Here is a 14,474-nt window from a genome sequence, read left to right as displayed (position 1 = left end):
TCGCTCCATCAAGCACAGCTCAAAACAAAAACGCCCCGGGCGAACCGAGGCGTTGTGTCACTCAGCCAATTAACGGCTGGCGAAGTACATGGTGACTTCGAAACCAATACGCAGATCAGTGTAAGCAGGTTTGGACCAGGTCATATTCTTACTCCTATCAAGGGATGGGACGTTCACTACCAAGTAATACATATAGTCCACCTCCCATTGGAGATGTTCAGATATTGCTGCGCAATGTTACTCAATTTTATTCAAGTTAGCGCTGTCTCGGTGGAGAAAGCCTGTTGCAGGGTTGGCAATGATCACGGCGCTGCTTGCCAGTCGTCGCTGATACGCGGCCCGTTGGCCACGCATTGCCAGCCGCCTGCGGCGTCATTGAGTCGTTGCGCGGCGCGCTGCATATCCTCGCGTGTGCACGCTTGGATCAACTGTTGAAGCTGTTCCAGATAACCCGACGAATGGCCTGCCAGGTGCGCATGCCAGAGCAAGTCGGCAGCTTCATTGATGGGCTGCGTCTGGGCCGCGAACTGCTGCGCGAGGGCCTGGTTACCCAAGTCGGGACTGCGCTCGATCAACGACGGCAGTTGCCCCAGGAAGGCCTGCAACTGTTGGACGATGCCGTCTAGGGAGAGGGTGGGCGACTGCACCCCAAACAACAGGCCGGTTTGGCCGTTGATCTGTCGGATGCCGCTGAAGACGGCATAGCCGATTTGCAGTTCGACTCTCAAGCGCTGGTAGAACGGCCCCTGGAGCACGTGCCCGAGCAACCGCCAGTTGGCTTCATCGGCGAGGGATTGAGTTGGCGTTGGGCAAAATAACAGTAGCGCTGCTTCGCTGGATTCGGTGCTGACTGCGTGCCAGTGCTTTTGTCCGTCAAGGACGTGAGGTGTATAAGGCAGGCTTGCCGGTTGCCCAGGCAGCCGGGCCGCTGCGGCTTTGATCGCGGCTTCACAGGCGGGGGGCAGGCCAGCGCCCAGCGCCTGCCAGCGCGCGGTAGCCCATGATGCTGTCGTCTCCTGAGGCTGGGGCTGGGGCTGAACACCCGCGCAGCAAGCGGGCAACGCCTTGAGCAGTTCCCGGATGGCGATCATCGGCACGGGAGCGGTCGGTGGCAAAGGTTCATCCGAGTCACTCAGACACCGCGCCAACGCTTCAAGCACCGCCGGCATGGGCTCGTGGAGGCCGTGCATCTTCACCTGCCAGTCAGTGGCGATCGTTTCGCAAGACAACTCGACGCCCGCCTGCCGTGCCTGTTCGCGCAACGGCCGCAACAGGCTTTCCAGCCCGGTGGGTACCGCCGAGTCAAACCGCCAGTGCAGGTACAGCGCGCCTTCGCCAGTGTCATCCGCCAACGCCTGGCTGAAGGTCAACGCTGACAGCTCCCGTCGGCCCCGTGAGCGATCCTGGGCAAAGGTACGCAAGCCACGGTGGGCGCTGGTTTGGCCGCGAATCAGGCCAGCGCGTTCTTCCTTGGCGGGAGCACGAAGCAAGGGGTTATTGGGCGGCAGTTGCCAAGGGCGGCGGGAGGTAGGCAGGTGCAGTGAGTCGAGCATGGCCTTGAGGGCTACGACGCCTTGTTCCGACAGGTCTTGGGCATCGTTGCGCGCCAACGCCAGGGCGCCTTGAACCTGTTGCTGGCGAGCATTGAGCAAGGCGAACTCTTCGCGTAACGCTGTCCAGTCGCTGTGTGCGAAGAAACTCAGCCAGTCGTGCAGCAACTCTTCGATCGGCGTGGTCGGTTCGCGCTCGCTGCCGAGAGTAAAGTGGATATCCAGCACGGCTTGATCCGCGAATTGGTACAGCACGGACGCCTGCAGCGCGGTGGCCAGTCGTCGTGCTTGCAGTTCGGCGAGCAACCCGCCGGGGGCCGAGGCGTTGAGCCAGGTGCAGAGAAACGCCAGCGCTTCCCGTGGCACGTTACAGGTAATGACCTGATGCAGGTGTTGGCCGGCGACGTGCTGATAACGGCGTGCCGGGCCATGCATCAAGGCCGGTGGAGCGGCCTGCGGGTGCAATGGGCCGGGCGTCAGTTGGTCACTGAACTGCTGGGCCAAGGCCTGCAGGTCGGCCAGCGATTGTGGACCGGCGAGGCTCAAGGTCATCTGCCCGCTTTGATAAAAGCGTGCGTGGAACCCTCGCAAGGCATGCTGAAAGTCGTCGCTTTCCACCGGCAGGCTGTCGCGGTTGCCGGCATGAAAACCGCGCAGGGGATGATCCGCCGCCAAGCCTTGCAGCAGCGCCACTTGCTGTTGAGCCTTGGCATCCCGGGACCAGGCGATGAACTCCGCCTCCAGCACTTCGCGTTCACGTTGTTGATCGTCGAGGGCCAGGCGCGGGTGAGCCAGCATATCCGCCAAACGCGCCAGCCCGTCTGCAAAAACCGGCACCGGCAGTTCAAAGAAGAACTCGGTGGTGCGCTCACGGGTGCTGGCGTTGACCTGCCCACCGTGGCGCTGCACGTAGGCCATCAGCCCTTCGCCGGCCGGAAAACGTTCGGTACCGAGAAACAACAAGTGCTCAAGAAAATGCGCCAGCCCAGGCCAGGCCAATGGCACGTCATGGCTGCCGGCAGCCACGTGTAAAACGGCGGCGCAGCGTTTCAAGCGTGGCGCATGGCGCAGGCAAACCCGCAGGCCATTGGCGAGGGTCAGGTGAAGGGGATGAGGGTGAACCGGCGCAGGCATGGGCACTTCCGAGGCGTGGGAAGTGCCTATGCTAGCAAACCCAATGGGTCAGGGCTTGTGCAGTGCGCCGTAGAGTTCGGCGCGACGGTCTTGCAAGTAGTGGTTGGCGGCGCGGGCGTCGACAATAGATTGGTGATTCAGGGTGCCGACGATCAAGGCTTCATCCAGGCCGGCCTGGGCAATTCGCTGACCGTCCGGCGCGGCAATGCTGCTTTGCCCGCAGTAGTGAATCTCGCCTTCGTGCCCGCAGTAGTTGGCATAGGCCACAAAACACTGGTTTTCAAAGGCTCGCGCCCGCACGGTGACGTCGGCAACAAAGTCGAACGGCACCATATTGGCGGTGGGCACCAGAATCAGTTCGGCACCGGCGAGGGCCAGGCGCCGGGTGTTTTCCGGAAACTCCAGGTCGTAGCAAATCAGCATGCCTACCTTCCAACCGTTCAATTCCACCACCGGAAAATCATCGGGGCCGGCGCTGAACATCGAGTGGTCAAGATCGCCAAACAAGTGGGTCTTGCGGTAATTGCACAGGCGCGTGCCCTGGGCATCGATCAACTGCACGGCGTTGTAGACCTGGCCGTCTTCGGCCCGTTCCGGGTAGCCATACAGGATCGCCAGCCCGGCACTTTGCGCCAGTTCGGCAATCGCCTGCGCCGATGGCCCATCCTGTGCCTCGGCCAGTGCGCCAACGGCTTCGGCGCCAATGTTATAGCCGGTGAGGAACATCTCTGGCAGCACCAGCACATCGGCGCCGTGTGCCTCATGGGCCAGTTGATGCAGGCGCTGCAGGTTGGCGGCCACATCCAGCGGCAGCGGCGGGCATTGGTACAGGGCGACACGCATGCTCAACTCCTTATTCTGCCAGGGCGATTGGCCCTATTTCATCGAACACATCGCCTGGGCCTGGGTTCTCCGGGTGGGTGCTGCCACCGAAGTGGTTCATGATGCCCCATACCGCGTTGAGCGAGGTTTGTACCGCGCCTTCGACCCAGGCAGGCGTCCACGATACATCATCACCCGCGATGAAGATCCCGCGTTGTTCGGCAGGCATATCCTTCTGCATGAAGTGCGCATACATCCGTTGGTTGTAACGATAGTGACCGGGCAAGGCACCTTTGAAGGCCCCGAGGAAATGCGGGTCGGCCTCCCAGGACACGGTGATCGGGTCGCCGATGATGCGCGCCTTGATGTCGACCTTGGGGTAGATCTTCTTCAGTGCATCGAGGGCCAGTTTCACCCGCTTGTCGATAGGCTGGGGCAGCATCTTCAGTGCGTCGCTCATCCACGAGTAGGACAGGCAGATCACCCCCGGCTTGTCGTCACCGTTATCGAACAGGTAGGTGCCACGGGTCAGGCGGTCGGTGAGGGTCATGCTCATCAGGTCGCGCCCGGTTTGCGGGTCTTTGTCTTTCCAGAATGGGCGATCAACCATCACGAAGGTTTTCGAGGACTGCATGTAGCGAGTGCGGTCCAGGGCCATCCACATTTTTTGCGAGAACAGGGTTTCGTCGCATTCGATCTGGGTGGTCAGCAGCCAGCTTTGGCATGTGGTCAGCACCGCCGCGTATTCGCGGGTGTCGCCATAGTTGTCGGTAACGGCGAAACGGCCATCGGTGGCGTGGGCAATGCGCTTCACGCCGGCCCGTGGTGCTCCTCTATGCAACGAGCTCAGGCTGGTGCCGGCCGGCCAGTGGGCGCAGCGTTCCGGCACATGGCGCCAGATGCCCATGGGCACTTGTGCCACGCCGCCGACGATCAAGTGTTGATGATCATCGCAGTTGGTCATCACCACGCGGAAGATTTCCAGCATGGAGTTGGGGAAGTCCGAGTCCCAGCCGCCGGTGCCGAAACCGACCTGGCCAAACACCTCGCGGTGGTGGAACGACAATTTGGCGAAGGCTTTGGAGGTGGCGACGAAGTCGTAGAAGGTACGGTCATCCCACAGCGGCACGAGCTTGTTCCACAGTTCCTTGAGCCGTGGCACGTCGCGGTCGCGGATTGCCTGCTGGATATCGCCGAACTGCGAACCGGCCTCCAGGGCGTCGGCCCAGGCATCGGCGACTTCCTGGAACAGTGCCGGTAAATCGGAGAGTTTTTGCGCGTAGTGAGTCTGGCCTTCGAGATCGATCACAGTGCTGCCAGACGCCGGCGTCAGCGGGTTGGGAAAGGGCTTGGTTTCCAGTCCCAGCTTGTCCACGTAATGGTAGAACGCCGTGGACGACACCGGGAACCGCATGCCGCCCAGCTCGGCGATGATGCCTTCGGCGCCTTCAAAGGCCTGCGAGCGCAAGCGGCCACCCATCTTCGAGGCTTCATACACCACGGGCTTGAGCCCGAGTTTCATCAGCTCGTAGGCCGCCACCAGGCCCGCGATCCCGGCGCCGACGATCGCCACTTCGGCGCCGTGATTAGCCTCAGGAATACTGCCCAGCCCGGCGGGGTGTTCGATCCAGTCATCAAAGGCAAACGGGAAATCCGGGCCGAAGATGGTGATGGGTTTCTTGCCATCGCCCGGGTGGCGATTGGGCTTGCTGAGGGTGCTGGACGGAATGCTCATGGCTGACCTTACTGACGGCTCGGCGGGAGGAGGGCCCGTTGAGTATAGGAAAAGATGGCAGCCAGTTTAGGGAACGTTGCGCGCGTTAATAAGGCGCAATATGTCGTCGAATTGCGCTAGTTTTAGTCAATGTGACGAGTTAAGCGGTCAGATTGGTTGTCCGCGATCCAATTTGTTACTGAGGATGATCGAGGTGGTGGTTTTCTCCACGCCGTCGACACTGCCGATCTGGTCCAGCAATTGGTCCAGTTGCTCCGGCGAATCGGTGCGCAGCCAAGCCACGTAATCGAACTCCCCACTCACCGCGCACAACTGCTGCACTTGCGCCATGGCGCTCAGCCTGCGCAACACCTCTTTGCCGGAGCGTGGTTGCACGGTAATCCCCACATAAGCCTGCAACCCGCCGTCCGCAACGCGCTGGCCCAGGCGCACGCCGTAACCCGTGATGACCTGGGTTTTCTCCAGGCGTGCCAGACGCGACGTGACGGTGGTGCGGGCGATGCCCAACTGCCGGGCGAGCATGGCCACGCTTTCACGGGCGTTGAGCTGCAGGGCGGCGATCAGTTGGCGGTCGATTTCGTCTAGGGCGGGCAAGGGTAGAGCTCCAGTGCGGGAGGGCAGTGAGCAGGCATGTTACAGGCTTGGCCCTGCGGACAAAATCACTCGGCCAGATACGCAAAAGCCGCGCAATGCGCGGCTTTGAGTATGGTGGGCCCAGTAGGACTCGAACCTACGACCAAGGGATTATGAGTCCCCTGCTCTAACCAACTGAGCTATAGGCCCTCAGTAGGTCGCGGATTATAACGATGGTTTGTTCACTGTGCCATCCGAAAAATCCTCCAGCTTCGTGCGAAGGAAGCTGGCAGCAAAAAGCTCCGGCGGCAGGGGCAGGCTGACGATGTAGCCTTGCATCTGTTCACACCCCTCGCTTGCGAGGAATGCTTGTTGTGCCGGGGTCTCCACGCCTTCGGCGATGATGGTGAATTGCATGCTGTGGCCCAGGGCGATGATGGCGCGCACGATGGCTGCATCGTGAGGGTCGTCGGGCAAGCCGCGGACGAAAGATTGATCGATCTTGAGGAAGTCCAGGGGCAGGCGTTTGAGGTAGCTGAGGGACGAGTAGCCGGTGCCGAAATCATCGATCGCCAGCTGTACGCCCAGGCGCTTGAGTTGGTGCAACACCGCCAGTGCTTCTTCGGCTTGGCTCATGATGAAGTTTTCGGTGATCTCCAACTGCAGGCAGCCAGGTTCGAGGCGGTAATCGCGCAGCAGTTGTTCGATGCGTGACAGCAGGTTGGGGTGACGCAGTTGCGCGCCTGCGAGGTTGACCGACAGGGGGCCGAAATCCTCGAAAGCCGCTTGCCAGGCGTGCAGCTGCCGGCACGCCTGTTCCAGTACCCAGTCGCCGATTTGCAGGATCATGCCGTTCTCTTCGGCCAGGGCAATAAAGTGTTCGGGCGGGACCTCGCCCAAGGTCGGGTGGTGCCAGCGGATCAAGGCTTCGGCACCGATCAGTTGTTGGGTGACCAGGCTGCGTTTGGGTTGGTAATACAGGTTCAATTCTTCACGTTCGATGGCGCGGCGCAGTTCGTGCTCCAGCGCTACGCGTTCATTGGCCTGGGCGGTCAGGTCGCTGGTGTAGCGCTCGACCCGGTTGCGCCCCTTGGCTTTGGAGCGATACATCGCGGCGTCGGCATTTTTGACCAGGGTGGCGACGTCGGTACCGTCTTGCGGATACAGACTGGTACCGATACTGGCGCTGATAAAGAACTCATGCTCGCCGGCCTGGAATGGCGGGGTAAAACAGTCGAGCAGTTTGTTCGCCAAGTGCTGGGCGTCGCTGGCCTGTTGCAAGCCGGGCAGCAGGATGATGAATTCATCGCCGCCCAGGCGAGCAACGGTGTCCACGTCCCGCAACTGCTCCTTGAGGCGTACGGCGATGTCTTTGAGCAGCAGGTCGCCGACCGGGTGGCCGAGGCTGTCGTTGATGTGCTTGAAGCGGTCGAGGTCGAGAAACAGCACCGCGCCCTGTTTACCACTTTCCTGCTGGCCGTTGAGGGCGGCCTGCAGCCGGTTTTCAAACAGGGTGCGGTTGGGCAGGCCAGTCAATGGGTCGTGGTGGGCCTGATAATCCAGGCGGGCCTGGGCCAGCTTGAGGCTGGAGATGTCGGCAAACACAGCAACGAAGTGCGTGACCAATTGCTCGCGGTTACGCACAGCGCTGATGGTCAGCCAGCTCGGATACACCTCGCCGTTCTTGCGGCGGTTGGAGATCTCTCCTTGCCAGTGGCCATGGGTCGTCAACTGGTGCCACATTGCCGCATAGAACGCGCTGTCGTGCAGGCCGGAGGCGAGCAAGCGCGGGGTATGGCCAAGGGCTTCAACCTCGCTGTAGCCGGTTATCTCCGTGAAGGCGCGGTTGACGGCGCTGATGTTCTGCCGTGTGTCGGTGATCAAGACGCCTTCGGCGGTGCTTTCGAACACCGTGGCGGCCTGCTGCAGTTTTTCCTGCATCAACTGGCGTTCGGTGATGTCCCGGGCGATGGTCAGCATGCAGTCTTCGTCGCCAATCGGCAGTGGGCGGCTGGACACTTCGCACAGGCGAATCTGGCCGTCGGCACGACGGATATGGCAGATGAAATCGCGGACAAAACCGTCGCGCTGCATCAATTCCAGCATGTGCTTGCGTTCGTTGAGGTCGACCCAGATGCCCAGGTCCAAGGCTGATTGGTCGAGTGAAGAGGCGCTGGTGAAGCCGGTCAGGTGGCTGAAACCCTCGTTAACTTCGATCAGCAGGCCGTCGCTCTGGCGGCTTAGCAGTAAGCCATCTGGGGAGGCATGGAAGGCTTTGGCAAACTTTTCTTCGGAGGTTTGCAGTCGCTGTTGGGTTTCCTTCAGCTGAGTGATGTCCCGCACCACCACCACCAAGGCTTCGGTGGTGTCGAGTTGGAATGGCTCGGCTGAGATCAGCCCGGTAAAGGCCTGGCCATTGCTGCGCAGAAAGGACATTTCCAGGTTACGGATACTGGTGGTCTGTACCCGCTGCAGCAAATCCGGACCGACGCCCTGAATGCCCCATATATTCAGATCTGAGGCGGTTTTGCCCACGACCTCATCAAAGCTCAGGCCAATCTGGTCCTCGAATGCCTTGTTGACCTCCAGCAAACAACCATCAGACAACCGAGCAATCACCAGGATGTCCGGACACTGCTGAAACACCGAGGCAAATTTCTGCTCGGACAGTTGCAGGGCTTCCTCGGTGCGCTTGGCTTCGCTGATGTCGATCATCAGGCCGCGCAGCACTGGCTCGTGGCCGTGTTCGATCAGGCTGACAATGTCACGTACCCACAGGCAGCGGCCATCGGCGGTGATGACCCGGTAATCAATACTGTGATCACGGTTGGCACGAGTTTCCCGATAGCAATAGGCCTCGGCGCGGGTCAGGTCAGCGGGATGGATGATGTTGCGCCAGAAGCCTGGAATCAGCCAATGGGCGCGGGGATAGCCGAGCAGGTCTTCGGCATGGGGCGACACATAGCTGTAGGTGAAATCGCTGATGCTTGCTTCCCAGGCAATGGCGGACAAGCTCTCCACCAAGCCTCGATAGTGGTACTCGCTGCTTCGCAGTTCTTGCTCAAGGGCGACCCGACGGGAAATTTCCGAGCTGAGCCGGCGATTGATCCGAATGACGATCGCCAGCACCGTACTCAACAACAGCACCGCTGGCAGGCCGTACGTGAGCAGGTCAGCCCAGAAGGTGCGGTGATCGGTGAAGCTGCCGACCCAGTGTTGCTGGATCGCATCAGTTTCGGCTGAACTGAGATCGGCGAGGACTTTGTCCAGGATGCCCACCAGGATTTTCTCATCCCGCGGCACGCCCATCGCCAGTTGGTAGCGGTAGGGCGTTTCGCCGCTGACGTACAGGCCGTCGAGCTTGAGTTGGCGCAGGCTCCAGACGCTGGAGGCGAGGTCGCCGACGACAGCATCCACTTCATCGGTGGCCAGGGCTTGCAGCGTCGAACTGACGTTGGGTAGGGCGACCAGATTCAGGTCCGGATGGTGGGTACGCAGCAGTTCATGGGGTGCGTAGTTCTCCACCACGGCAATTTTCAGCCCATACAAATCCTTGAGGCTGCGTGGTTTCGCGCCGCCTTCATGGGCCAGGATGACGATGGGAAAGTCGAGATAAGGGCGTGTGAAGGCCAGGAAGTTTTGGCGCTCGGGGGTGGACATGATGCCCGGCAGCAGGTCGAGCTGATTATTGCGGGCTTGTTCAAGCACCGCGGTCCAGTTAACTGGTTCGATCAGTTTGATTCGCACACCCAGGCGGTCCTGGAGCAGGCGTACGTAATCGGCTGCCAAGCCCTGATATCGTCCATTTTCATCGCGATATTCAAAAGGTGGCCAAGACGCATCCACGCCTAGGCGCAGCTCCTGATGGTCCGCCAACCAGCTACGCTCATCATCCGTAAGAGTCAACGCGCCAGCCGTTGCGGTCCAGGTCAGCAGCGACAGCAGTATCACGGTCGGCAATCTGGGCATAACGGTCTCGTTATGGCACGGGGAATGTCTCGAGTGTAGACGGGCATTGCGAGGGTGGGGTGGTGCGGGGCAGTTAATCTGTCAAAGCAATCGGTAGAAAGCAAAACCCCCGGCCTGGGCCGGGGGGTCTGGTATCACTCGTCGAGGAAGGAGCGCAGATGCTCGCTTCGCGTCGGGTGGCGCAACTTGCGCAGCGCCTTGGCTTCGATCTGACGGATCCGCTCACGGGTCACGTCAAACTGCTTACCGACTTCCTCAAGGGTGTGGTCGGTATTCATGTCGATGCCGAAACGCATGCGCAGTACCTTGGCTTCACGGGCAGTGAGGCCGGACAGTACGTCGCGAGTCGCTTCTTTCAAGCTCTCAACAGTGGCTACATCGATTGGCGACTGCATGGTCGAGTCTTCGATGAAGTCGCCCAAATGGGAGTCTTCGTCATCACCAATCGGCGTTTCCATGGAGATCGGCTCTTTGGCGATCTTCAGTACCTTGCGGATTTTATCCTCAGGCATTTCCATGCGTTCGCCCAGCTCTTCCGGGGTCGGTTCGCGACCCATTTCCTGCAACATCTGCCGGGAAATGCGGTTGAGCTTGTTGATGGTCTCGATCATGTGCACCGGGATACGGATGGTGCGGGCCTGGTCGGCGATCGAGCGAGTGATCGCCTGACGGATCCACCAGGTGGCATAAGTCGAGAACTTGTAGCCGCGACGGTATTCGAACTTGTCCACCGCCTTCATCAAACCGATGTTGCCTTCCTGGATCAGATCAAGGAATTGCAGGCCACGGTTGGTGTACTTCTTGGCGATGGAGATCACCAGACGCAAGTTCGCTTCAACCATCTCTTTTTTCGCGCGGCGGGCCTTGGCCTCACCGATCGACATGCGACGGTTGATGTCTTTGATTTCTGCAATCGTCAGGCCGGTTTCGGTCTCAAGCGCGGTCAGTTTCTGCTGGCAACGGATGATATCGGGCTGCAGGCGACCGATGGCTTCGGCGTATTTCGCCTTGCCCTTGGCCAGTGCGTCGCTCCAGCTTTCGTCAACTTCGTTGCCCGGGAACTGGCGCAGGAAATCGGTACGCGGCATGCGCGCATCACGCACACAGAGCTGCATGATCGCACGCTCTTGGGCACGCAGACGCTCAAGAGCACTGCGAACACGCTCAACCAGGCCTTCGAATTGCTTGGGCACCAGCTTGATCGGCATGAACAGCTCAGCCAGGGCCACCAGCTCGGCAATTGCCTGCTTGTTGCCGCGACCGTGCTTCTTCAGGGCCTTGCGGGTGATTTCCATTTGATCGGAAACCGCACCGAAGCGTTGGGCCGCGATGACCGGGTCTGGACCGCTTTCGGCTTCTTCTTCGTCGTCGCTGCTTTCAGCTTCGTCGTCGTCGGAGTCGTCGTCCGCTTTTGCGGCTTTCGCATCAACAGGCGGCGGTACTTCGGCGGCAGGCGGCGCAATGCCGTCGTCCGGGTCGATATAACCGCTCAGGACGTCGGACAGGCGGCCACCTTCGGTGGTGACGCGGGTGTACTCGGCGAGAATGTGGTCAACCGTGCCAGGGAAGTGCGCAATGGCGCCCATCACTTCACGGATACCCTCTTCGATACGCTTGGCGATTTCGATCTCGCCTTCGCGTGTCAGCAGCTCGACGGTACCCATTTCGCGCATGTACATGCGCACAGGGTCTGTCGTGCGACCGATATCGGTCTCCACCGCAGCCAACGCGGCGGCAGCTTCTTCAGCGGCGGCTTCGTCGGTATCGGCGTCGGCCAGCATAAGGGAATCCTTATCTGGCGCAGTTTCGAATACGTTGATCCCCATGTCGTTAATCATGCGGATGATGTCTTCCACCTGCTCAGGATCTGAAATATCCTCAGGCAGGTGGTCGTTGACCTCCGCGTAAGTCAGGTAACCCTGCTCACGACCGAGAAGTATCAACTCTTTGATACGAGACTGCTGTTGCGCTTTTCCGGACATAACACCCTATCCACTGAAGGTCTTGGCGGGCAAAAAACAAGCCGAGGATTATACCCGAGCTATGACCTCACACGCCAGCTGAGGTCGGGTTTGATGCGTAAACATTCTGTTTTAAGAGGTCGCGCATCTGTTTTGCTATCTGAATCTGCTCTTCAGCCGATAATCCCGGCTGCCTTGCTCTCTTGATAAGTTCATCGAGGGTCTGAGTGTGTTGACCCGCGGATAACCTATTAATGGTGTCTAAAAACTGTTGTTCAAGGTTGTCGCCGTCAATTAGCCACTCCTTTTCCGCCAGTGCCCGCAATAAACGGCCCTGTTCCGTGCCATGCCAGCGAGCCATCAACTGGATTGAGTTTAGCTTAGGGTTTTTCTGCACGGCTTCGATCAGTGCGATAAGCACCTGAGCATAGGTATTGCTCTCGTTGGCAAAGTGGTCGGCACTTTCAACCTTGCCGGCCAATTGCGGGTGGTGAATCAGTGTGCGCAGTGCAATCAATGTGGGGGCTTCCACCGCTACGGGCGTGCGTGGTGCGTAGGCTTCATCGCGATCACCGCGTTTGCCGTTTTTGCTCCAGGGCTTTTTGTCCCACTTCTTGCCGCCGGCGCCGGGCTTCTTCGGCGTCCATTCCTGTTGGGGGGCGAAGGCCTCCTGAGGTTGGTGGAAGTCGGCATAGTCCGGCATGGCGTCGTAATCCATGCCGGGGTCGTAGACTGGCGGTGCATCCTGCGGGGCGCTGTGCACCAGCTGGCTTACGGCTTCACCGCTTAAACCGGTGATCTCCAGCAGGCGCTGACGCATCAGCGTGCGCAAATTAGCGCCCGGGACTTTGTCGATCAGCGGCGCCGCGAGGGTGGCCATATGGGCCTTGCCCTCGAGGGAGCGCGGGTCGGCTTCTTCGGTCAGTTGCTGGAAAAAATAATCCGCCAGCGGCTGCGCATGTTGATTGATACGTGCACGGAACGCGTCGGTACCTTCCGAACGCACCAGGGTGTCTGGGTCTTCGCCTTCGGGCAGGAACAGGAAGCGTGCGCGGCGCCCATCCTGCAGGCTCGACAGCGTGGCTTCGAGCGCGCGCCAGGCGGCGTTGCGGCCCGCCTGGTCGCCGTCGAAGCAAAACAGCACGCTGGGCACGACGCGGAACAGGCGCTTCAAATGTTCTTCGCTGGTGGCGGTGCCGAGGGTCGCGACCGCGTTGCGCAAGCCTTGTTGGGCCAGGGCGATCACGTCCATATAGCCTTCAACCACGATGATCTCGTCGAGGTTGCGGTTGTTCTTGCGCGCCTCGAACAGGCCGTAGAGTTCCTGGCCCTTGTGGAACACCGGGGTCTCCGGAGAGTTCAGGTACTTGGGCTTGTCGTCCCCGAGTACACGGCCGCCGAAGGCGATGATGCGGCCACGGCTGTCGCGGATCGGGAACATCACCCGGTCGCGGAAGCGGTCATAGCGCTTGCCGGTCTCGGCGTTTTCCACCAGCAGGCCGGCATCGATCATGGCCTTTTGCTGGAGGGTGTCGCTGCTCAGGTGTTTATACAGATTGTCCCAGCCCGGCGGAGCGAAGCCGAGGCCGAAGTCCCGAGCGATTTCGCCGGTGAGGCCGCGCCCTTTAAGGTAATCGACAGCGGCCTTGCGCTGCGGATGGCTCTTGAGTGCCTGGCGGTAAAAGTCGGCAGCAGCGGTGAGCAGCGGATACAGCGGCGAATCGGTGGGTTGCCGCGGTTTGTGCGGCCGGCCACTTTCTTCGCGGGGCACTTCCATGCCGGCGGCTTTCGCCAGGTCCTCGACAGCCTGGGGAAAGTCCAGGTTGTCGTGGTCCATCAGGAAGCCGAGGGCATTCCCGCCCGCCCCGCAACCGAAGCAGTAATAGAACTGCTTGTCGGGGCTGACGCTGAAGGATGGGGTTTTTTCTTTATGGAACGGGCAGCAGGCGGTGTAGTTTTTGCCGGCTTTTTTCAGTTGTACGCGTGAGCTGACAACATCGACGATGTCGGTGCGGTTCAGAAGGTCGTCAATAAAGCTCTGGGGAATCAGCCCGGCCATGGCGTTCTCGTCATCACTGCGTGTAAATGAGGACCCGTGAGGTGTTCAAGCGCACGTATAGGGGGCTCGATCATCATCGTCTGCATGGGTCATCAGGAAGTGTATCTGCCGAATATTCACTGAGGGTAGTTTCTGATCAGTCTTCGGCATGGAAATGTTGCCCGGGCGTCCGGTCTTGGCCAATGGCAGCCTCGGAAACGCATCGATGGGCACAGCCGATACAGTTGATCGTCTGTTTGAAGAATAGGTGTGCTCGTCAGTAGCCTTGTTAGGCTCGTCAGAAGAGACGTGCACCGCTGGCAAAAGAGCCAGCCCTGACGTGTGAAGCAGTGTCTCGGTCGCATGTGCGGCGTCGACGGTGAAGCATCAAGCGATATCCGCAAATGCCAACAGCCCGGCTGAGGGCCGGGCTTGGCAGAAGCTTGCTACGAACGTCTGTGTATTAGTACAGACGAACGGCGCGGCGCTGTTCGCGCTGAACTTTCTTAGCGTGACGCTTAACAGCGGCTGCTGCTTTGCGCTTACGCTCAGAAGTTGGCTTCTCATAAAATTCGCGGCTACGAACTTCAGCCAGAACACCGGCTTTTTCGCAGGAGCGCTTGAAACGACGCAGAGCTACGTCGAAGGGTTCGTTCTCTTTTACTTTGACGGCTGGCATCCAGAGCTACCTT

At 60.1% G+C, this 14,474-nt stretch carries 9 protein-coding genes and 1 tRNA gene; all 10 read right to left on the bottom strand.

Annotated elements, in window-relative coordinates; genetic code table 11:
* Positions 1-69 precede the first annotated feature (69 nt).
* Entirely contained in the window at positions 70-144 is a 75-nt protein-coding gene (pqqA, locus tag JJD66_RS07390; protein WP_003194766.1) for a pyrroloquinoline quinone precursor peptide PqqA, read from the bottom strand.
* Between the two features lie 158 nt (positions 145-302).
* Positions 303-2,684, bottom strand: a complete 2,382-nt coding sequence (gene pqqF / locus JJD66_RS07385; RefSeq protein WP_200647888.1) for a pyrroloquinoline quinone biosynthesis protein PqqF — start codon at positions 2,682-2,684, stop codon at positions 303-305.
* Between the two features lie 48 nt (positions 2,685-2,732).
* Positions 2,733-3,527 (bottom strand): carbon-nitrogen hydrolase family protein, encoded by a 795-nt coding sequence (locus JJD66_RS07380; RefSeq protein ID WP_200647887.1) that lies wholly within the window; start codon positions 3,525-3,527, stop codon positions 2,733-2,735.
* Positions 3,528-3,537: 10 nt separating this feature from the next.
* On the bottom strand, positions 3,538-5,241 hold the full coding sequence (locus JJD66_RS07375) for a flavin monoamine oxidase family protein (protein WP_198714396.1): 1,704 nt from the start codon (positions 5,239-5,241) through the stop codon (positions 3,538-3,540).
* Positions 5,242-5,388: 147 nt separating this feature from the next.
* On the bottom strand, positions 5,389-5,835 hold the full coding sequence (locus JJD66_RS07370; RefSeq protein ID WP_003194755.1) for an Lrp/AsnC family transcriptional regulator: 447 nt from the start codon (positions 5,833-5,835) through the stop codon (positions 5,389-5,391).
* Between the two features lie 112 nt (positions 5,836-5,947).
* Positions 5,948-6,024: transfer RNA gene (locus tag JJD66_RS07365), tRNA-Ile, on the bottom strand.
* A 15-nt stretch (positions 6,025-6,039) separates the two neighbouring features.
* On the bottom strand, positions 6,040-9,783 hold the full coding sequence (locus JJD66_RS07360; RefSeq protein WP_200647886.1) for a bifunctional diguanylate cyclase/phosphodiesterase: 3,744 nt from the start codon (positions 9,781-9,783) through the stop codon (positions 6,040-6,042).
* Positions 9,784-9,917: 134 nt separating this feature from the next.
* The gene (rpoD, locus tag JJD66_RS07355; RefSeq protein ID WP_105228752.1) at positions 9,918-11,765 is read right to left on the bottom strand and encodes an RNA polymerase sigma factor RpoD; all 1,848 of its coding nucleotides are present in this window, start codon (positions 11,763-11,765) and stop codon (positions 9,918-9,920) included.
* A 67-nt stretch (positions 11,766-11,832) separates the two neighbouring features.
* Positions 11,833-13,803, bottom strand: a complete 1,971-nt coding sequence (gene dnaG, locus JJD66_RS07350) for a DNA primase (RefSeq protein ID WP_105228751.1) — start codon at positions 13,801-13,803, stop codon at positions 11,833-11,835.
* A gap of 442 nt (positions 13,804-14,245) precedes the next feature.
* Entirely contained in the window at positions 14,246-14,461 is a 216-nt protein-coding gene (rpsU, locus tag JJD66_RS07345) for a 30S ribosomal protein S21 (protein WP_002551877.1), read from the bottom strand.
* Between the last annotated feature and the right edge of the window lie 13 nt (positions 14,462-14,474).

It is taken from the genome of Pseudomonas sp. MF6751 (assembly GCF_016613265.1).
In the GTDB taxonomy this organism is placed as follows: Bacteria; Pseudomonadota; Gammaproteobacteria; order Pseudomonadales; family Pseudomonadaceae; genus Aquipseudomonas; species Aquipseudomonas fluorescens_BV.
The sequence above is the reverse complement of the archived record's forward strand: the minus strand, read 5'-3'. Positions and strand labels throughout refer to the sequence as shown.